A 21,305-nucleotide genomic window follows, 5' to 3' on the forward strand; every position below is an offset into this window, starting at 1 on the left:
ATTTCTATTTAGGGCGAAGCCCTGAACGAGGGAATGTTAACATTCCCGAGTGCTTGGTTCGGGTGTTACTTACTCATCATCCTCTTCCTCGTCGTCATCCTCTTCGTTATTGGCTTCATTAGTGGCCTCAGGCTGAGGAGCCTCTGGAGCCGGTGCTTCCGGAGCGGGCGTAGCCTGTTCTGCAGGAGCCTCTGCCGCGGGCTGCTCGGCTGCGGGCTGTTCTGCCGCAGGTGCTGCAGGTACTGCCGCGTTAGGATCAGCCGGTGTACCGGAGTACTGAGTATTTACAATACCCTGCTGGATAAGCGCTGTCTCCTGGGCCAGAATCTCCTGAATATTGGGCTGAGCCATGAACTCAGGGGTATGATGACAGGTAACCGTAGGAGTAACCACCGTATTACCGAATTCATCCGTTGTAGTTGTAAATCCGCTGGAACCTGCACCTCCGTTAGGTGACTGTGCCTGCAATGCTGCGGGTTCAGCAGGAATAAGCTCAAACACACCGGTTATCTTGAACGGACACTGCTCTGAAGCAGGGTGCTGATCTGACTGACAGATTGTTCCTGCATAGTGAACGTTACAGCTTTCTGTAGGAACTGTTCCCTCCTCAAAGTACTCGGAAAGGTGAGTTCCATCGCAAAGACCACCGATAGGCAGTTTTCCTGATCTTGAACATACCGTAGCGGATATTACTGAATCAGGCTTGGTGAACTGGGTTGACGGAAGATTCTCATGAATCTTGGACATAACCGCGCGCCAAAGCGTCTTCGCAAGCTGCTGCTCGGGCTTGGTTGTAAGGTCTACGTTGTTGTCGTAGCCGGCCCATGTTGTAGCAGTGTAGTAGGTTGTGTAGCCTGCAAACCAAACGTCGTTTTCGTCGGATGTTGTTCCGGTCTTACCTGCGATAGCAGTTGTTCCGAAGTTAACAGCTGTACCTGTTCCGCTTGTTACAACGTCCTGCATTGCGCTTGTGAGCAGGTATGCTGTTGATTCCTTAAGGATTCTTGTGGAATCAACCTTGGTGTTGTCGAGGATTGTGTTACCCTCGTGGTCAACTACCTTGGTGTAGAGCTTGGGCTTTATATAAACACCGCCATTAGCGATTGTTGCATAAGCTGCGTTAAGCTCCATGTTTGTAACACCGTGTGTCAGACCACCGAGTGCTGTGGGCAGCTGATTATCTGTGTAAATCTTACCGTTTATTTCTTCATTGTCAGCAAGTGTTGTGAAGCCGAAGTTTTTCAGGTAGTCAAAACCAAGCTGAGGAGTGATGACCGTCAGAGTCTTAACTGCAATGACGTTCATGGAATCCTTGATGGCGTTTCTGATGGTTGTAAGTCCTCTGTAGGATTCGCCGTACCAGTTGTTAACGGGGCGTCCGTCAGGATAGTTAAACGGTGCGTCGTTGAATACTGTTGCAAGCGTAAGTCCGCCGCTGTCAAGAGCGGGAGCGTAGGTTGAAAGCACCTTGAAGGTTGAACCGGGCTGACGAACTGTGTCAGTTGCGCGGTTAAGTGTTCTTGATGCAGTCTTACTTCCGCGACCACCGACCATAGCTACAACGTAGCCCTGCTGGTGATCCTCGATGGTAAGTGATACCTGAGGCTGAGGTGTGAGGTTTATTGTCTCACCTTCAACTGTGTTGCTTCCTACTACAGCAGCTTTGTATTCTTCAATCTTGGCCTCTGCTTCCTCTCTTGAAGTGAAGAGCATGTTGAAGCCTTTGGATTCCTGCTGGAAGTAGCTTTTCATCATCTCTGAGCTGTAGTTGGTTCTGTTGCCCTCAGCGTCCACTGTGGTAAGTGCATACTCGAGAAGATACTTGGTTCCCTCAGGGTAGTTAGCTTCATCACCGAAAACTGAATCTGCAATCTCCTGAATGTGAGGATCCTGAGTTGAGTAGATCTTAAGACCGCCACTGTACAGAAGTGAGTAAGCCTGAGTCTCGTTATAGCCTGCATCGATGAGGTCATCGATAAGCTGATTGGTAAGGGCATCGACGAAGTAGGAGTTAGGACTTGAATCTGTGTTTTCCTCGTCTACGACCTGGATTCTTGAATATACATCATCGTTAATTGCTTCATCATACTCAATCTGAGTGATGTAGCCATGCTTGAGCATGTTGTTCAGAACCTTTTCACGGCGTTTCGCGTTGTTCTCCGGATGTGTGATGGGATTGAAGCGGCTGGGGTTCTGTGTAATACCTGCGATCACCGCGCACTCTGAAAGTGTCAGGTTGGTAACAGGCTTATTGAAATAACGAAGAGAAGCAGCCTGCACACCAAGTGTGTTACTTCCAAGGTTGATGGTGTTCAGATAGTTAAGAAGGATCTCGTCCTTGCTCATGTTTTTTTCAAGCTGAATAGCAAGGTACTGCTCCTGAATCTTTCTCTTAATCTTGGCGATGTCTGAATTCTCACTGGTCCAACCTGTAAATACGTTGTTTTTCAGAAGCTGCTGGGTGATGGTACTGGCACCCTGTGACAGGTCGTGGCTTGTGATTCCGACATACGCTGCTCTGAAAATACCCTGGATATCGATTCCGTTGTGCTGATAAAAACGCTCATCCTCGATAGCTACGAATGCATGAGCGAGGTTCTCGGGAATCATGTCCCAGGTTACCGGGATACGGTTGGAATCAGTGGATACGAGCTTCGCTGTCTGGTTACCTTCCGTGTCATATACAAAGGTTGAAAAACCTGTAGGAGTTACGCTGATATTTCCAATCTCAGGAGCGGTGTCGATTATACCTCTGAAGACGCCAATGCCTGCGCACACGCCGATAACTCCAAGTCCAATGCAAGCAATTAGTATGAGCTCAAAGGATATGAGGGAAATTTTCTTTCCCCACTTTGTGGTACTTGAGACAATATTATGCTGTTGATCTCGTATACCTTTTCTGCCAAAATTCATATTTTCCTCCGATTGATGTTTGATGATATAATGAACGGGTGATCTTCGCAGGAGCGGAGCGTTTCGTATATCACTTATTTTTTTGCATGGTAATTCATTTTCAAATTACAATTATACCAAATTAGAATAATAAAGGGTAGTTTCAATAGAATTATGGGAAAGACAGACAATTATAAGGTTATTCTTACGCCTGGATGCGATGAGATAGTTGAGAAGAAATCAAGGTTCATAGCTAACGTTTTACCTGTTACAAGCGTGCAGGAGGCAGAGGAGCAGATAGCGGCCTTTCAGAAGAAATTCTGGGACGCAAGGCACAACTGCTATGCCTTCATGATCGGATCAGACTTCGGAATCACACGCTGCAGCGACAACGGAGAGCCCTCCGGCACCGCCGGCAAGCCTATTCTCGAGGTCATAAAGGGCGCCGGAGTCACAAACGTTCTTATTATAGTAACAAGATATTTCGGTGGAGTTCTTCTTGGAACCGGTGGCCTTGTCCGTGCCTACACTCAGGCAGCCCAGGCCGGCCTAGCTGCCTCCGAGATCGGTGAGATGGTGTACGGCAAGCGCTATCACCTCACGGCGGACTACACCCTTATCAACAATATTCAGTACTATCTTCGCCAGGAGGAGATTCCGCTGGAGAACGAGACCTACACTGACAAGGTCGAGTACGACATCACTGTCCGCATGGAGGATTCTTCCAGAATCGTTGAGGGCCTCACCCAGAAGACAGAAGGAAGACTGGGGATTGAGGAGGTAGAAGAGGGATATTTCGCATTTTGATGGGATGATGATTTAGGAGCGCCTTTGGGCGCTCTTTTTTGTGATGTTTTGCGCTTTTTTTGCGCTGTTTTAGGAGGCTTTTTGTAGAAATAGGTCTTTATGAACTACCATGACCGATGACATCGGAAATGGTTTCAACAATACCTTGCGGTATAGTAAGGCACGTTCACGGTGCCACTACTCCGTCAGGCAAAGCCCTTCGGCATACTTGAAAATGTTATTTGATGCGCCTATGGCGCGTGGGAACTAACACCTTGTATATTTTACGCACCACAGGTTCTTGGTTTGTTAGATTCGTGGTACAACCCTATATATACAGTTTTCAAGGTTCCGATTGACTTATTCTATCACGAACAACTGTTTGTGTAAAGGCGATTCATCCCACGACCGACTTTATCGGAAGGGGTTTTCTCGCTGAATTTTATAATAGAGCGGGACAACTAGGCGGAAGATTTATGTAGAAATAGTTGTCTAGGAAAATAATCAGAACAACTAAGTAGTGAATTTTTGCTGAAATAGTTGTTCGGAAAAATAATCAGAACAACTAAGCAGTGAATTTTTGCTGCAATAGTTGTCTGGAAAAATAATCAGAACAACTAAGTAGTGAATTTTTGCAGAAATAGTTGTCTTGGAAAAAAATCAGAGCAACTAAGTAGTGAATTTTTGCTGAAATAGTTGTCTTGGAAAAAAATCAGAACAACTAAGCAATGAATTCTTATGAAAATAGTTGTTCTGAAAAAGGTTTTATGTGTAATGGTACACCTAAAAGGCGTCCCCGCAGGGGAACCAACATAAATAATTGTTCGCGAGTAAACGTAATAATTCCCCTGCAAGTAATACCCGCAGGGGAACGTTAATATAAAAATGACGCCAGGCACAAATTTGTCGTGCCTGGCGCTAATCTACCACAGTTTACAAAACCTGAGCATTTTCGAGATCAAGATCATCCTCCATGGTTTCTTCTTCAGAAACAGAAGGCTCCTTTGTTTCTGTCAGAGATTCAGCAGCAGTTTCTTTGCTTTCATCATTATTTGACACAGACTCAGCAGCAGTTTCTTTGCTTTCATCATTATTGGACACAGACTCAGCGGCAATTTCTTCCTCTTCATCATTTTCTGTAGAAACTTCCTCGTAGCTATCGTCGCCCATAAGCTCCTTTAGCATCTGCTGTAGCATGAGCTGAATCATCTGCTGCAGTTCATCAAGAATCTGGCTTTTCTTATTTTGAGAAAGTGAACCGGTACCGGAATCGGAGTTGTCACTTCGAACACTCATAGCGGTCTGGCCTGAGTCTGAAGGAGAAGCACTGCTAAGATCCAAAAGCTTTGTGAAGAAGGTCTGCATCTGCTCAAACAGTTTCTTGGCACCTGAGAGGTTGCCGTTTTCCTGAGAAATCAAGCCAACCTTCAGAATATAATTGCCATTTTCGTTCATGTCTTCTGGCATGGCATCACGTACAGCCTGCATGGCATTGTCGGCCATTCCTTCAGTATCCCTTAGGTAGGCGCAAAGTGTTGCAAAGCCCGGGTAATCAGTGTCTGTCGGGTCAACGTTGTAGGGATCGATTTCTTTTGAGAACTTATTCCCATCCTTGTCTATCCCCTGAGCTGTATAAATGCGGTTAGGGCCATCCACCTTCACTGTAATCTGAAGATCCTGGCCGCCATTTTGGGCACTAAACACAGAATCCGTATCACCATTTTCAATAGCTGAAGTCATGTCATCGGGGATGTGGGCGGTGATTATTCTGGTGTAGGAGAGGAATGCACCGTTATTAAACAGATCAGTTTTTGCACTCTGAACAGACAGATCATCCTCGGTTTCTTCTGCTACATCTGCCTCGTAATCATCTACTTTATTGGTTGCAAGATTAAGAGCGGACATAAAAGAGGCATCTTCATTTTCATCCGTTTGGGCTACCTTCGCTCCAGCCTGTGACTGCGACGGATTTACCTTGAACGCCCCAAACGCCATGTAAACACTGCGATAACCGCTAATGCTGTCAATATTATCCATATGGTATCCTTTCTGCGTATCCTCTGTCAGTCAGATACGCGCCACTCTCCATAGGACCGAGTGGGTGCTGCCAATTTTTCCGATATCTCCTTCCAGGGACAAAAATCAAGCGCCCTAATGCAGTCCCTTTGCACTAAAGCGCTATCCTTAGCTTTTATATATTTCGGTCTCATGAAAGGAGAACATAATAGAAAAAATGTGAAGAATGTGTGTAGTTTTTGAGGCTGCCCGATGACGTTTGCTTTGAAAACATGGTATTATACCGATTGAAAATAAAACATCTATCCCGTAGGTAGGTGCTTTTGCAATAAATTCCGGGTAGGTGAGGATTGTATGAAAAAAGGTCTGAAAATATTTAGCATTGTGATTCTTAGCATTATCTCTGCCGTAGCAATTTTAGGTGCAATTGCTTTTGTTGTGATTATGGTGATTGCGCTTGATGCTGATCCTATAATAAGGGAGGCTTACCCTTCACCCAATGGTGATTGCCAGATTGAGGTGGTGGATTACTGGATGGATGATAAGGAATACGCCGTTTATCTCTATGTGGATTACCCCAATTGGTTAGGAAAATATCCGGAGCCTGGGAAGGAGGTTTCCTCCAAGGCTATACAAATCAAGGAATATTCAGGATTTGCTGAGCAGGATTACCACGTTGTGTGGACTTCGGATAACACCTTCGAAGTAACAGCAGCGGGTAATGATGAAGTTAAATTCATAAGGGGCGAGGTGACAGACCACCATTATACAGTGGAGCAGGGGAGCTATGAAATTGTCATGCGAGAGTCCTGGTTTGATGATTTTGAGATAAAGGATGGAAAAGTCTACGAGAGATGCACGATTCACGTAGAGAACACCATGGATGTACCCGCTGTTTTCGGGCTTGAAGGCAGAGACTGGGATGAAAAGGGAAAGCTTTTAGATTCGGAAATGATCGTCGCTGTTGATGAAAATGACAATGAAGCTGTTTTCAGAGTTGAGCCTAATACAACTGAAAATATTGAGGTGACGTTCGTTGGCGATAAGGGGCCTGAGGATACCAGAACCAGCAGGGAGCTTCCATCGATTTTAATATTCAGACCGGTTTACGAATAAGATGATAATGGAAGTGTCTTGCTGGAAAGCAGGGCACTTTTTTGTTAATTAGTATTGGGGTAGTTCCTCTGCGAGGATAGTTTACATTTGTGAGTTACGTCTAATCGCGAACAAGTCTTTGTATTGGTTGAAGTTTGGGATTGCTTTTTTGGGAGGCGTTACACCTATTTCTGAGATTTCTTCTATTCCGGATGAACGGTTCTGAAATTAGTATACGTTATTTAGTGAATATTATTTTGTTGTTAAGTCAGTATGTAGGCCTTTTGCTATACTGACTGATTTATTTTACCTACAGGTTATTCTGGCTTCCTTAATAAATGTGATTTTCTGAAATTCCTTACGCCTATAATCAACATTTCTGTCACACCGGTGTAACACCCCCTGAAATTCTATTCTATATTCTGTACATTTTCTGGCAACCGGTACGTCTATAATAACAATTGTTCGCGAACAGACGCAACGGCCGCTGTAAGGTATATCCGCAGGGGGATCAATATCAACAATTGTTCGCGGATAGACGTACATCCCTCCGACACCTTATCCCCGCGAGTGAAATGCTATCATCATTTCATTCCATCAGAACAAAGCTACCATTAAAAAGATGCCTGCAGCATTGCGACAGGCATCTTACAAATTCTATTCTGTTTTATTTTACAGAAGCATTTGTCTGCTTTCTGATTGCTTTAACAAGCTTTTTCTTAGCTTTTCCTTTTATTCCATTAACCTTGATAGTAGCGTCTTTATTTATCTTCTTGAATGCTCCCTTGCCAATAGTCAATGATGCATTTGCATTGATGGTTACCTTCTTAAGCTTTTTGCATCCCTTGAAAGAACTCTTTCCGATTGAAGTAACGCCGCTTCCAATAGTCAACTTCTTGATTTTCTTGTTGTTCTTGCAGGCATTTTCTGCAATATCTGTAACAGGATATGTAACGCCCTGGACAGTTACTTTTTCAAGAGAAGCCTTCTTAACCTTGTCAATTTTAATTACTGTTGCTTTTGCATTTTTGCCGATTGTATAAGTTACGCCATCAATTGTTACAGTCATGGGTAGTTTTGAGTTTTTCTGACTACCACCATTGCCGGAAGCTGTCTTTTCATTTTCGGCATCAACGACATCCGGAACATCTTTATTTTTTAACACAATATATTTATGGCTCTTATTAGCTACCGGAAGCTTGGCATATACAGTAGAGTTATCGGCAACGCCATCGTTATTATCATCCAGAATCATCGCTCCAATAGGCTCACTTCTTATCATCCAGTAACCGGTAGAATAGTCATAATCCAAAGGCCTTACTATTTTCCTGGGAGCATATACGTTCTTCAATTTGTGACAGCAACTGAAGAAGTTTTCTATTTTCTTATCCTCTTTTATTGATGAAAGATCAAAAGAGCTGATATCAAGTGTCTGAAGGCTTGAACATCCCCCGAACATGAAAAGCATATCAGTTACCTTTTCAGTGTTAAAGCTTCTAAGATCAAGCCTTGTCAGACTTTTGCAATCGCCAAACATGATATCCATTTTTTTTACATTCGAAGTATTGAAATTGCTAAGATTAAGTGATGGTACCTTTTCCAAACCACGGAAGGTAGCATGCATATCTGTTACTTTTGAAGTATTCCATGTGCTTACATCTAACTGTTTTAAACTATGACAAAATGCAAAAAGCTGGCTCATTGTTGTTACATTTGAAGTATTAAAGTTAGTAGCATCAAGCTGTTCAAGATTAAAACAACCCATAAACATACTGAACATATTTGTCGGCTTGGCATTTTTAAAATATGTAGTATCCAATGCCTTCAAGCTGCTGCAGTGATAGAACATATCGGTCATGTCCTGGATATTTCTCATGTCGACAGCATTATTGAAATCAATACTTTCAACCTTTTTTAACCCGGTAAAGGCATGATCACTTGCTGCAGGAAACATGATTTTTGATGGACTGTAAATGTACACGATTTTCTGGTTGCTGTCATAATAGGCAGTAACATTTGAGCCGACTCCTTTTGTCTGAAAATTACCGGAAGGCGCCTTGTTGGTAAAAATGATTTTCTTCAGATTGTAATCAAAATCGTTATAGCTTTTACATGAAGAATTACCAAACTGTTTAAGCGCTACATTGAAATTAGCGCCATTAGAAAGCGTTCCTGCACCAGCAGCCCTGGAGTTTATGGATACGCACCCAAATAAGACCATCACACACATGAGTGTAGTGATGAAGAACAATAGATTCCCCAAACGTTTTTTCATTTTTAAAATTTCCCCTTTGATTTTTATTCTGCGAATACGCAGTGTCCCCTCGCAATGAATGATTATAACAAATGTATATAAAGTGTAACAAGGATTTATTTATGCGCCTTTTTTTAGTACAATTGTGAATCGGAAAGTGGGGACATTATGAGAAAATTTTCAAGCATTGTTGCTCTGAGCCTGATATGGGGAATAGCTCTTAGCAATATAAATAGTATTAATTCAAAAGCAGTAGCAATTGAGATCAGCTCAGGTGATGCGGAGGAACCAATCGATACAAAGGAAGCTGATTCTTCAAAAACAGAAGTTTCTTCTGGATATTCAGATACAGACAATATATCAGTATCTTCCGGTGATGCAGGCCCTTCAGAGGACGATATCCACGGAATTTATGTCAGTGCACACGTTGCAGGAACCACAAGCATGATGGAAGAAATCATCCAGCACATAGATGAGACTAACATAAATGCAGTTGTCATTGACGTAAAAACAGACGAGGGCACAATCTCCTTCGATATGGATTCCGAGCTTATTGACGAGCTGGGCGTTGAGGATATTCTTGTAAAGGATATGCCCGGTCTAATGAATACACTTCACGAGCACGGCGTTTACACAATTGCAAGATGCGTTGCCTTCAGGGATCCTTTTATTGACAGTGTTAAGCCTGAATGGATGCTGAAAAATGCAGATGGCAGCGTGTATGAGGATGCCAAGGAATTTAATTGGATTGATCCAAGAGTTAAGGAAGCCCGCGACTATCTGATCGAGGTTGCGAAGGGCTGTAAGGCAGCAGGTTTTGATGAGGTTCAGTATGACTATGTGAGATTTCCTACCGGAATAAAGGAAGAGGATCTGGGAATCAACGGCTACGGCAGGCGCAGGGCGGTATATGGGTTCGTTCGCTATGCTCACGCTAACCTTAGTGCAGAGAATATCCCCTTATCTCTTGATGTTTTCGGAACAATTATAAATTCTGCCGTTGACAGCAACATTGTTGGGCAGGAGTATTCCTGGCTTTCCATGGACTGCGAGTACCTCTCACCCATGATCTATCCCTCTCATTACTATGAAGGCTCCATGGGAATTGATTATCCGGACCTTCACCCTTATGAGACCATAGATGGTGCGATGAAGAACTCAGATGCGGCATTAAAAGTAGTTAATCCCAAGGGCACACGCAAACAGGCAAAGGTACGTCCATGGCTTCAGGGCTTTACTGCTTCATACCTTAGTAAATACAAGGACTACGGCGTAGAAGAGCTAAAGGACCAGATCAAAGCTGTGAATGATAACGGCGTATATTCCTGGATTATCTGGAATCCTTCATGTAAGTATCAGTGGGATGCTTTTAAATAAAATCCTCACTGCACCTGAACCTTCGCGTGCTGTCCGACGTTCCTTCTCTGGAAATAAGTCCAGTAACGAACCCATGCGGTAGCGCCGCTGAGGAACCATACGATTCCGGAGGAGAGCCATATTCCCATAGCGCCAAAGCCAAGGTAAGAGGTCATGAGAAGCGGAATTGTGAATCTGCCGATAACCTCGATCACTCCGTTGAACAGGGAGAAGAAGGCATCGCCGATTCCTGTGAGCACTCCGCGGACAACGTAGATCATTCCAAGAGCAAGATAGAACAGACTTGTTATCTTAAGTCCATTTGCGCCGAGGGCGATGACCTGCTCATCTGTCACGAACATACTGGTGATGGCTCTTCCGAAGAGTTGCATTGCTACAACAAGAACTGCAGTCAGCACAGCCATGATAAAGAGTCCTGTTTTGTAGCCTGCATATACGCGGTCATTTCTCTTGGCACCGTAGTTCTGCCCGCTGTAGGTTGAAAGTGAAGCGCCGAGAGTCTGGTAGGGCTGGTGGATCAGCTGCTCGATACGGTTTGTTGCTGTAAAAGCTGCTACAACAACAGTTCCGTAGGAGTTGACGATCCTCTGGACTGCCATGGCAGATATCGCGATAAGACTAAACTGAATCGACATGGGTACACCCAGGCGAACGATCTTGTAGGTCATATCGAAGGTTATGGACATGTCTTCCTTACTGAATCTGAAGTAAGGGTTAGTCTTATAAGCGTAAACAGCGCTAAGAAGCACGGAAATGAACTGTGCCAGCACTGTTGCAAGGGCAGCACCCATTATTCCGAATGAAAAGACGCAGACAAAAATGATATCCAGAACAATGTTGATAACTGTAGAAATAATAAGGAAATACAAGGGTGTTCTGGAGTCACCAAGGGCGCGCAGTACTGAGGACAAATAGTTGTACAAAGAGACAAACAAAAGTCCTACGCACATGTAGCGCACATACAAAATGGCGTCAGAAAGAATAAGCTCCGGAGTACCCAAAAGCTTAAGCAGAGAGGGGGCCATCACAAAGCCAGTAACACCAAAAAAGACCGGAACAAGTAGCATTATAAGTCCGGTGTTTACTATACATTTTTTTACATTGCTATCATCATGTGCCCCATAGAACTGGGATACCACGATTCCGCCGCCACCGCCGATTCCGTTGCACAGAGCAAAGAACAGGAAGGTGATGGAAGTGGTTGCGCCTACTGCTGCGAAGGCATCTGAACCGATGAATCTTCCTACGATCACTGAATCAGCGAGGTTGTATATTTGCTGGAAGATATTACCAATCAGGGTAGGTAGTGCAAACAGCAGGATGTGCCTTGCGGGGCTGCCCTTTGTCATATCTGTTATATTATTTTTCATTTTCAAAATCTCCATGAAAACATTTTTCAGTTTAGATGATTATAGTCCCACTGAAAAATAAAAATACTCAGTTGCTGTCATAAAAGTTATCATTTTTTGACATAATTGCACGACATTTGATTGTGTAAGTAATATAATGGTAAATGAGCGGCAACTAAGAAGTAGATGAAAGAGCGATATAAAGGCTTGTATTTATAGAGAATAAGAGCATAGACAGGGTATATAAAGCATGGATTACAGCAATTACGAGATATACGATTTTGATCACTACAGCGCGTTTAACATGGCGACCGGCTACAAGGAGAGAAGCTACCAGATGCACTGGCATTCCTATGGTGAGATTCTGCTTGTTGGTCCCGGAAAAACGAATATATATATGGTCGGAAAAAATACTTATGAGCTTGTGCCGGATGATATAGTCCTGGTGTGGCCTATGGAAATGCATGCGATCGTGGATGCAGACAGGGAAAAGGCGGTGGTTATACAGTTTTCAAACTCTTTCATGAACTCCCTTTTCGACCTTCAGAGGGTCATGCATCTGTATAGAAACCTCCATATTATCTGCGTGGAAGCCCATCCTGAGCTTGCGGCTAAGCTGAAGGTACTTATCGAAAAGATGAGGGATATCTTCTTTTCGGATAATCAGGAAAAGGAGATTAGGTGCTGCATGCTGCTGATGGAATTCATGCTGACGCTCCTTGAGCACAGAAATGAGCTTGCACCCGAGATGGACGAGGAGCCTTACGGCTATGCCGATGACGTGATGCAGCGCATGATAAGGGTCACCGATTATATCAAGAATAACCTCACAGCTGACGATCTCTCCCAGGGCACCATGGCTGAGATGGCAGGAATCAGCAGGGATTATTTTTCAAGGATATTTAAAAATGCCACCGGCATGAACTACAGCAAGTGGCTCAACATGATAAGGCTTGAAAAGGCATCGGAGCTCCTGACAGAGGATGGCAGAACCCTCACGGAGGTCGCCATGTTATCGGGCTTCCAGAGCATCCCCAGCTTTAACAGAGTGTTCCGCGAGGAGAAGGGCATGACTCCCAGGGACTACAGAGCGCTGTTTGTAAGTCAATCTGATTAAAAAACATGGCAGTCCGGAGTCACATTTCCGGATTGCTTTTTTTTACATATTCTGTATTGTATAATTTACATAAAAATAATCAGATACATGGATTTCCCAGAGGTGGAATGAGTATATTAGATTCAGACATAGAGGAGCGTGCTACGGAGGTAATAAAAAAATGGATACAGTTGTAAAAGAGGGATGGTTCAAGTTAAGTCTCCCTGAACAAATGGTTAACATTGGAAATGAAGTTAAAAGAGCAGTACGTTTCGATAAAGATAATGAAAAGAAAAGGAGTTTTATAGAGAAGGCTCTGCAGTATATGGAATTAACAATGAGTGATCCCAAGAATAATAAAGTGCTTCCAGAACTAAGGATGGGAAAGGAAGTACTAGAGGATTATATTGGAAATCATTACTTGAATTACACCAAGGAACAAATAATAGATTATTATTTAAGCTTTGTTTATATGCTTAAAGCATAATAGACAATATATATAATTATGACAAAATTTCAGGAGCAGTACTTTAGGGGATCCTTGATCAGGATTAAGGAAACGTAATGCAAATGACTAAATTGCCATCTGTCAGAAATAAAACGGAGATAATAGCTTAGAAGAAATAGCTGTTATCTCCGTTTTATTTCATTATAATCAATATCCCTGATAGGCGTCGATCAGCTTGTTCAGCTCCTTGTATGGATTGACGATGAGCCGGATTGTGTCGTTCAGCTCAAGTAGCTGGTCCTCCTCGCTGTTCCACTGAGGCCAGTGTGCCAGACCTCCCTCATTGGGATCACCGGTCTTGGCGAAGTTGGTCCAGTAGCTCACCATGAGCTCAGAGAGTGCTTCGTCCTTTTCGCTGTACATTCCGGGATGGCGCCAGAGATTGCCGTAGGCGTAGACCATCTCACCGGCGTGATTGTTGCTTAAGTACTTATTTGTTTTTGTGAAAAAGTACTGATATACAGGCTTTCCCTGCTGCTCCATGTACCTGCTCCATACAAAGTGGCTGTAGGAAAACCAGGCATCACTGTAGATAAAATTGGCACTTCCCTTGGCTTCTCCGCCGGCATCTATGATAAATGCCTCATCGCGGGTTATACTATCTGGAGGAACTACGGCAATAGCCTTTCTTGTGTAGGTTCCAAGAACCGGTACCAGTACCTGTTCGTAGTTGTCGTTTGTAACCTTGGTATCGAGCATGAAGGCATCTGCTTCCTTTAAATTGGAGCCGTTTAAAAGCGCCTGCTCGTGATTTTTGCCCTTTTCGTAGGTGAGGTAGGGCGCTTCCGTTATGGCGTAGCCATCGATGCACATGCTGTCATTTACGGAGCTTGTGGTTATCAGCTTTTTAGCGCTTACCTTTCGGAGATCCTCAATATTTTTAGCCCTGAATTCCTCCATGACTGTCTTGCCCTCTTCAAGAGCTTCCGGCATGGTGCGGAAGGTGTGATAGGGCTTCTTTACAGCAATTCCGCTGCTTTCTGCGATCGCCCTTACGAAAAGTCCCTCAGTCAGAGGAGATACGCACAGCGCATTTACGCTGGAGGAGCCTGCGGATTCACCCGCAATCGTGATGTTATCGGGATCGCCACCAAAGGCGCCGATATTTTCATGCACCCATTTTAGTGCCATTATCTGATCGAGAAGTCCGTAGTCACCGGTGGTTCCATTGGGGGATTCAGCCGCCAGCTCGTCATTTGCCATGTAGCCCAAGACACCAAGTCTGTATGCAAAATTGACCAGGATGACACCCTTTTTAGCGAAACTTTCTCCGCGATATTCCGTATAAAATGACTGGCCTGTGGTGAGGGAACCGCCATGTATGAAAAATACTACAGGGAGCGGTTCACCTGCGTAGTCAGCAGGCGCGAAAACATTCAGATAAAGGCAATCCTCGCTCATGGCATTTTTATACTGATCATCCAGTGAAAACCTGTAATCATGGGTACCAAGAATGCTCGAAAGAGAGGAGAGAAGCGGTGAAGTAACAGGCTGCATTGCCATGGGACCAAAAGTGTCGCAGACTCTTACGCCTTCCCACTTTTCAGAGGCCTCTGGCTCCTTCCAGCGAAGCTCGTCGATTGGCGGCTTGGCGTAGGGGATTCCTGCGAATATCTGAACCCGCTGATCCTCGCTGTACACGCCAGTAAGGTCGCCCTGAGCCACATGAACAACCTCGGTGGCCTTGGGATTTTTATAGGTCACTGCTGGTGTCAGCTTTTCCGGAGGCGCGGTCACCAGATAGTTTATTAAAAGAGTAAGCCCTAAAACCGCTGAAGCTATGACAAGCCTCTTAAAGTTCCACTGGTCCTTCTTTTTCAGGAAAAATCTGACACAGAAAAATGCCGCAAAAAGAAATATACCGACAGCCCATCCTGCCAGTATATTCTTAGATAACTCAAGTAAACATATGTAAATAGCTGCTATTATTATCAGTAAAATCATTTCTTCTCGTCTTTCATGAATTGCATCTTGTTGTCGCCGGCTGCCTTAGGCTGAGCGATGGCAACGCCGATCTGCTCGGCCCTCTTCTTGTCACGCATGCACTGCGGACAGATGGTTCCGAAGTTGGTAGGGGTTCCGCAAACCTGACAGTAGTTTCCCATGATTATCTGCTTCATGCTGGGGTCGTCCTTGTACTGGATGCGGCCCTGCTTTATCCACTCCTTCACCTTGGAGAGAGGGAGATTGAAGTGCTCAGCAACCTGGTAATCCTTGACATCGTTTGCACGGATGTAATCGCGGACATCACAAAAAAGCTCCTGCTCAGCGCACTTTGGACAAAGGTTCTTTTTCGAATCCTTCAGGAGCCTTCTGCCACAATTCAGGCATACCCTGGTCTGCGGCTCATTGTCTTTATGAAGTTTGAGTTTATCACCCTGAAGAGCTTCAAATCTTTTCAGGTTCTTCTCATAATCATCCATACTTATATTTTAAATCGTATAGAATCAAATTTAAATATGTGACAAGCAGTTTATATTTATTTAATGATATTACGGTGTTTTATTTTATTGCATATGATAATACCTCGTGATATACTTACTGAGTTTTGAAAACAAATAACATTGATTTCCTATTATTAATAGTAACAATGTCCAATCAATAGAAGCATTTATGTACGGAGGAAAACCATGAAACAGACAAGAAACGATGTCAGAAACGTAGCAATTATCGCCCACGTCGATCACGGTAAAACAACACTGGTTGACGGACTGCTTAGACAGAGCGGAGTATTCCGTGAGGGCCAGGACGTCGTAGAGCGTGTTATGGACTCAGGCGATATCGAGCGTGAGCGTGGAATCACCATCATGTCCAAGAACACAGCCATCAGCTATAAAGACATTAAGATCAACATTATCGACACACCCGGCCACGCAGATTTCGGTGGAGAGGTAGAGCGAGTTCTTAAGATGGTTAATGGCGTTATTCTTGTTGTTGACGCTTTCGAGGGTGCAATGCCCCAGACCAAGTTCGTTCTTGGTAAGGCCATGGAGCTTAAGCTTCCCGTAATTGTTTGTATAAATAAGATCGATAGACCTGAGGCTCGTCCTAACGAGGTTATTGACGAGGTTCTTGAGCTTCTTCTTGACCTTGGTGCAGATGATAAGCAGCTTGACTGTCCTTTCGTATTCGCATCTGCTAAGGCAGGTATTTCATCAATGTCACTTGATGAGCCCGGAAGCGACCTTAAGCCTCTTCTTGACACTATCATCAACTACATCCCTGCTCCTGTAGGTGATCCTGATGCCAGCACACAGATGCTCATCAGCACAATCGATTACAACGAGTATGTTGGTCGTATCGGTGTAGGAAAAATTGATAACGGTACACTTAAGGTTAACCAGGAGGTTGTTATCGTCAATCACCATGAGCCTGATAGAATGATCAAGACTAAGGTAAGTAAGCTTTATGAGTTTGAAGGCCTTGGCAAGGTTGAGGTTCAGGAGGCAGGAATCGGTGCAATCGTTGCTGTATCCGGTATTTCAGAGCTTAAGATCGGTGATACACTTTGTGCAGTTGATGCTCAGAATGCTATTCCTTTCCAGAAGATTTCCGAGCCTACAATTTCAATGAACTTCATCGTTAATGATTCACCTCTTGCAGGCCAGGAAGGTAAATATGTAACATCACGTCACATCCGTGACCGTCTTTATAAGGAGCTTAACACAGACGTATCCCTCAGAGTTGAGGATACAGATACCACAGAGACCTTCAAGGTTTCAGGACGTGGTGAGCTTCACCTTTCAGTTCTTATCGAGACAATGCGTCGTGAGGGCTATGAGTTCGCAGTAAGTAAGGCTGAGGTTATCTACAAGACCGACGAGAACGGCAAGAAGCTCGAGCCTATGGAGAAGTGCTACATCGACGTTCCCGAGGAATTCTCAGGAAGCGTTATCCAGAAGCTCGGTGAGAGAAAGGGTGAGATGATCAACATGGGACTTGCAAACGGTGGTTACACACGCCTTGAGTTCCTTATCCCTTCAAGAGGACTTATCGGTTACAGAGGTGAGTTCATGACAGATACCAAGGGTAACGGTATCATGAACACAATCTTTGATGGATATGCTCCTTACAAGGGAGATATCTCCTATCGTAAGCAGGGTTCACTTATCTCTTTCGAGACAGGTGAAGCCGTTACTTACGGTCTGTTCAATGCACAGGAGCGTGGACAGCTCTTTATCGCTCCCGGCGACAAGGTTTACTCAGGAATGGTAATCGGTACATCAGGTAAGAGCGAGGACATCGAGGTTAACGTTTGTAAGACAAAGCACCTCACAAATACAAGAACCTCTTCAGCAGATGAAGCTCTTAGACTTGTTCCTCCGCGTATCATGTCACTTGAGCAGTGCATCGACTTCATCGATACAGACGAGCTGCTTGAGGTTACACCTATGACTCTCAGAATCCGTAAGAAGATTCTTGATCCTACTCTTAGAAAGAGAGCAGGCTTCGCTGCTAAAAACAAAAAGTAAAGAATAATAAACAGTGCCCTGGCAGATGCATCTTCACTTCCAGCCTCCGATAAGCTTCGCTTAAATCGGCTGGGCAGTGAACAAACATCCGCCAGGGCTTTTTATTACCCTTTAGACATTAATGAGCTTGTAAAAGACAGGGAAAATGCTGACTTCCAGAAATGGATCAGTAAGTATGCAGAGCGGTTTAAGGATATCTCAGATCTTCAGGATATACCGACAGCGCCCTGCTTCTATGATCCGATTCGTCCGGATTATGTGAGAAAATTCTTCCACGAGATTTTCTTTGGTGTATAAGGAAGTAGCATAAATTATTGTGTCCACAAAATATACTTGACAGTATATTTTGTGACAATTATAATCGTGTCTAATTATTTTCAGAAAATTGGAGGAGCAAAGTATGGAAAAAAGAGAGACGATTGTAAAGGGTTTTTATGCGAAATATCCGGAGGAAAACAGGCTGGATGCTTCCAGGCAGGGACAGGTTGAGTACATAACCACCATGCACTATATCCACAAATATTTAGGTGAAGGCAAAAAGGTTGCCGAGATAGGTGCAGGCACAGGAAGAATTTCTATAGCACTTGCTAACGAAGGCTTAGACGTAACAGCGATTGAATACTCTGATTCCAATTTTGATAAACTCCAAAAGAATGCAGAAGGCATTGATAACATTAAGACATATCACGGTGATGCGGTAAATCTTAATATGCTTGAAGATGAAAGCTTTGATATGACACTTTTGTTTGGACCAATGTATCACCTCTATACAGAGGAAGAGCAGCTGGCAGCGCTCAGAGAAGCAAAGCGTGTAACCAAGAAGGGCGGTGTTATCCTCATTGCATTCATTTCTGTTTATGCGATCATGGACACTAACTATCTGTGTAACCAGTGCGGAACCTTCCAGGAAGGATTTCGTGAGAACTTCACAGAAGATTTCAAAAACAGACATTTCGCGGAGCAGCTTTTTACTGGCTTCGATATTGTTGAATTCGAGGAACTGCTTGGTAAGACACCGCTTGAAATCATAACTACTGCCGCTACGGATGGTGTTCTTGAGCTTGCACAGGGTCGCAGCGACTTTGACTTAGACGGAGAGAATTTTGATAAGTACGTCAAATATCATCTCGCATTTTGTGAAAAGAGAGAGCTTCTAGGTCATTCAAGCCACTTGCTGACTGTATGTAGGAATTAGTAATTAGTTTAAACAATAAGAGCTGATTATCACAGTATGGTGATAGCTGGCTTTTTTTGAGAGGATGAAGTGTGGCGTTAGAAAGGCGTTACACCAGGTTGTGAGAACATTGAATACTGGTTGCCTGCGGGTGTGACGTTCAGGAAGAAGTTACGTCTAATCGCGAACAATTGTTATCAGAGACGCACCAGATGTCGGGAAATTTACAAGATTAAGAATAGTTTTACAGATGGAGTTGAGTCAGGATGCTCTATAATGGGAGCGTAGGATGAACAGTTTTAGAGATGATGGATTTTGAGGATATGCTTGAGCTGATTCCAATGGATGATTTTCATCCAGTTCATTCAAGTTTTAAAGAATTGACTGAACGCTAGCTTTAAATATACGCAATAACGTTAATGTATTTAGAAATCGTTCAGTCTATGAAATGACTTGTTCGCGCGCTGACGTAACGGTCCCCGAATATCAGCCCCCGCAAGCAATCGATTTGGGATATGTTCACGAGTCGACGTATCATCTGCTGACTCTACTCTAATACATATTCAAACCACTCATCATCAACCTGTACAAATCCAACAGAGGTAAACATTCGTTGGCTCTGGGTATTAAATGAATAGATATTGGCTTTGACCTTATCTATTCCTTTTTCTTTTGCAAGCGCAAGCATATCAAGAATGCATCTTCTTCCAATGTGCTTGTTTTGATACTCCTTGCAGATTACGATTGCAAGCTCGGCATTGTCCCTAAGTGAAACATCTCCCACAAGCTTTCCTTGATAGCTGATATAGTAGCAGCACCCATGACTACTGAGGAAATCGTACATGGCATGTAAATTATCAATATCATAAACGTGGTCGATGTTGTCGACCTGCTTGCAGACATCAGGATCCTGATACCAGGGAAGGGACTCCTCATCATTTCTGTAGTACGGAATGAGAGTAACATCTTCGTCGATTACGCGATAGCAGTTAAGCCTGAAAATATCACATCCATCGCGGCATCCATCATATACAAAGCCGTATTTTTGAGCGATGTGCTTTGTGACCTGTTGCTTGGGACTGCATTCTATGATGGCATTTTTTCCAGTAAGTCTTACCTTGTCGCAGAGTATTTCTGTAAGTTTGCAGGCGTAACCTTTTTCCCAGGCGGATTTGTTCAGAATCCATCCTATTTCAATAGAATCCTGCTCGTACTCATGATAGATGACATATCCGATATAGTTCCCATCATTGTCCTCCGCTGCATATATAAGAGGTGTCTCGGTAAGAGCTGCTTCCTTAAGAAAATTCTCAGTTTTTTCAAGATTATATGGCTCTTCAATATATTTCATTACATCAGGATCAGAGATTGTTCCGTAAAGATTCATCAGATCTGATTCAATCATTTTTCTGATATTCATAATTGATCATTTTCCCCAAATATGATTTTTGCCTCAAAATAAGACCTTATTATTATATCTTTTTTTGTATAATAGGAAAGAAGCTAGATCAGGAAGCAGAATATGTAAATAAATAATCACAGGAAAATATTATGACTAGAGAACAACAGAGACAACTGAAAGCATTAAAGATTGCACTACCGAAGATGCTTAAGGAGATTGCGAAAGAAAAGAAGCTCAAGAAAAAAGACGATATGCTCTATGATAAGAAAGGTGATCTGTTCTTCGATTGCTTTCTTTTTGTTTCGGTTAATAGTGCTAATGAATGTATCTGCTCTACAGAAGAGAGGTTTAAGCCTATGTGGCTCGATGATCTTTTTTGGGAGCTTTTTGATATGAAGGAAAACAGCAAGGAACCGGTGTCTCTTAGGGCGACAGGAGCCTTTGCGGTGAGCGGTGCTTCTATATACAAAGATGAGACAATTCTTTCCAAATGGACTGAAGAGGCGCTGCGTGGTGTGGTTGAAAAGTACGTAGATCATTTTTGCGAGAGTATGAAAAATACAGACTATGCGCTGTTCGAGGAAACGATTCACGAAGGATATCATCATGAATTGAGAGCTGCGCTGTATTACCTTCATACCGGGCAGTATCAGAAGGCATTAGATGAAGTTGGAGATCAGAGAGGGTATTTTCACAATGGCGGGCTGGATATCAACGATGCCATAAGGGCGTATGCAAATGCAAATAAATAAAAATATGGCAGTTGAATTCGAACGTTCACGAATTAATAAATGGTATTTTGCAGTTATTTTACGGATTTTTAATAGATTTCCTTCTAAAAATTCGATAAGATATATATAGAGTCACCATGCAATTTAATTCTA

General features: G+C 43.4%; 15 protein-coding genes. 8 read left to right on the forward strand and 7 right to left on the reverse strand.

What is annotated here, in order from left to right; translation table 11 throughout:
- Window positions 1–69: 69 nt before the first annotated feature.
- Window positions 70–2,913 carry a transglycosylase domain-containing protein gene (locus tag G587_RS23365; RefSeq protein WP_081679500.1) on the reverse strand — a complete coding sequence of 948 codons (2,844 nt, stop codon included), beginning with the start codon at window positions 2,911–2,913 and terminating at the stop codon, window positions 70–72.
- A gap of 153 nt (window positions 2,914–3,066) precedes the next feature.
- On the opposite strand from G587_RS23365, the gene G587_RS0117135 reads away from it, so the two are divergent.
- Window positions 3,067–3,699, forward strand: coding sequence for a YigZ family protein (locus G587_RS0117135; protein ID WP_035787125.1), 633 nt, complete (start codon window positions 3,067–3,069; stop codon window positions 3,697–3,699).
- A 912-nt stretch (window positions 3,700–4,611) separates the two neighbouring features.
- Here G587_RS0117135 and G587_RS0117140 read toward each other — a convergent pair.
- Window positions 4,612–5,715, reverse strand: a complete 1,104-nt coding sequence (locus G587_RS0117140; protein WP_026493234.1) for a hypothetical protein — start codon at window positions 5,713–5,715, stop codon at window positions 4,612–4,614.
- Between the two features lie 333 nt (window positions 5,716–6,048).
- Here G587_RS0117140 and G587_RS0117145 point away from each other — a divergent pair, with 333 nt between their 5' ends.
- Window positions 6,049–6,810: a hypothetical protein gene (locus G587_RS0117145; RefSeq protein ID WP_026493235.1), complete on the forward strand. Its 762-nt coding sequence runs from the start codon at window positions 6,049–6,051 to the stop codon at window positions 6,808–6,810.
- A 646-nt stretch (window positions 6,811–7,456) separates the two neighbouring features.
- On the opposite strand, the gene G587_RS24725 is transcribed toward G587_RS0117145, so the two are convergent.
- Entirely contained in the window at window positions 7,457–9,064 is a 1,608-nt protein-coding gene (locus G587_RS24725; protein WP_081679501.1) for a BspA family leucine-rich repeat surface protein, read from the reverse strand.
- A 147-nt stretch (window positions 9,065–9,211) separates the two neighbouring features.
- Between G587_RS24725 and G587_RS0117155 the strand changes: the two genes are divergently transcribed.
- Window positions 9,212–10,420, forward strand: coding sequence for a putative glycoside hydrolase (locus tag G587_RS0117155; protein ID WP_035787127.1), 1,209 nt, complete (start codon window positions 9,212–9,214; stop codon window positions 10,418–10,420).
- Window positions 10,421–10,425: 5 nt separating this feature from the next.
- Here the strand turns inward: G587_RS0117155 and G587_RS0117160 are convergent, their stop codons facing one another.
- A complete protein-coding gene (locus G587_RS0117160) occupies window positions 10,426–11,790 on the reverse strand; it encodes an MATE family efflux transporter (RefSeq protein ID WP_196812608.1) in 1,365 nt (454 codons plus the stop codon).
- Between the two features lie 229 nt (window positions 11,791–12,019).
- Here G587_RS0117160 and G587_RS0117165 point away from each other — a divergent pair, with 229 nt between their 5' ends.
- Entirely contained in the window at window positions 12,020–12,886 is an 867-nt protein-coding gene (locus G587_RS0117165) for an AraC family transcriptional regulator (protein WP_026493239.1), read from the forward strand.
- A gap of 160 nt (window positions 12,887–13,046) precedes the next feature.
- Entirely contained in the window at window positions 13,047–13,352 is a 306-nt protein-coding gene (locus G587_RS0117170) for a hypothetical protein (protein WP_026493240.1), read from the forward strand.
- Between the two features lie 168 nt (window positions 13,353–13,520).
- On the opposite strand, the gene G587_RS0117175 is transcribed toward G587_RS0117170, so the two are convergent.
- Window positions 13,521–15,317 carry a carboxylesterase/lipase family protein gene (locus G587_RS0117175; RefSeq protein ID WP_026493241.1) on the reverse strand — a complete coding sequence of 599 codons (1,797 nt, stop codon included), beginning with the start codon at window positions 15,315–15,317 and terminating at the stop codon, window positions 13,521–13,523.
- Window positions 15,314–15,796 carry a hypothetical protein gene (locus tag G587_RS23375; protein ID WP_051201120.1) on the reverse strand — a complete coding sequence of 161 codons (483 nt, stop codon included), beginning with the start codon at window positions 15,794–15,796 and terminating at the stop codon, window positions 15,314–15,316. Before G587_RS23375 ends, G587_RS0117175 begins: the two co-directional genes overlap by 4 nt.
- A 207-nt stretch (window positions 15,797–16,003) precedes the next feature.
- Between G587_RS23375 and typA the strand changes: the two genes are divergently transcribed.
- Together typA and G587_RS0117190 are read left to right on the forward strand one after the other, a co-directional pair.
- Window positions 16,004–17,845, forward strand: coding sequence for a translational GTPase TypA (gene typA / locus G587_RS0117185; RefSeq protein WP_026493242.1), 1,842 nt, complete (start codon window positions 16,004–16,006; stop codon window positions 17,843–17,845).
- 400 nt (window positions 17,846–18,245) lie between these two features.
- Window positions 18,246–19,040, forward strand: a complete 795-nt coding sequence (locus G587_RS0117190) for a class I SAM-dependent methyltransferase (RefSeq protein WP_026493243.1) — start codon at window positions 18,246–18,248, stop codon at window positions 19,038–19,040.
- 526 nt (window positions 19,041–19,566) lie between these two features.
- Here the strand turns inward: G587_RS0117190 and G587_RS26360 are convergent.
- Entirely contained in the window at window positions 19,567–20,439 is an 873-nt protein-coding gene (locus G587_RS26360; RefSeq protein ID WP_242830106.1) for a GNAT family N-acetyltransferase, read from the reverse strand.
- A 131-nt stretch (window positions 20,440–20,570) separates the two neighbouring features.
- On the opposite strand from G587_RS26360, the gene G587_RS0117200 reads away from it, so the two are divergent.
- Window positions 20,571–21,173, forward strand: coding sequence for a hypothetical protein (locus G587_RS0117200; RefSeq protein WP_026493245.1), 603 nt, complete (start codon window positions 20,571–20,573; stop codon window positions 21,171–21,173).
- Window positions 21,174–21,305 lie beyond the last annotated feature (132 nt).

Origin of the sequence: Butyrivibrio sp. XPD2002, assembly GCF_000423945.1 — a bacterium.
GTDB lineage: Bacteria > Bacillota > Clostridia > Lachnospirales > Lachnospiraceae > Butyrivibrio.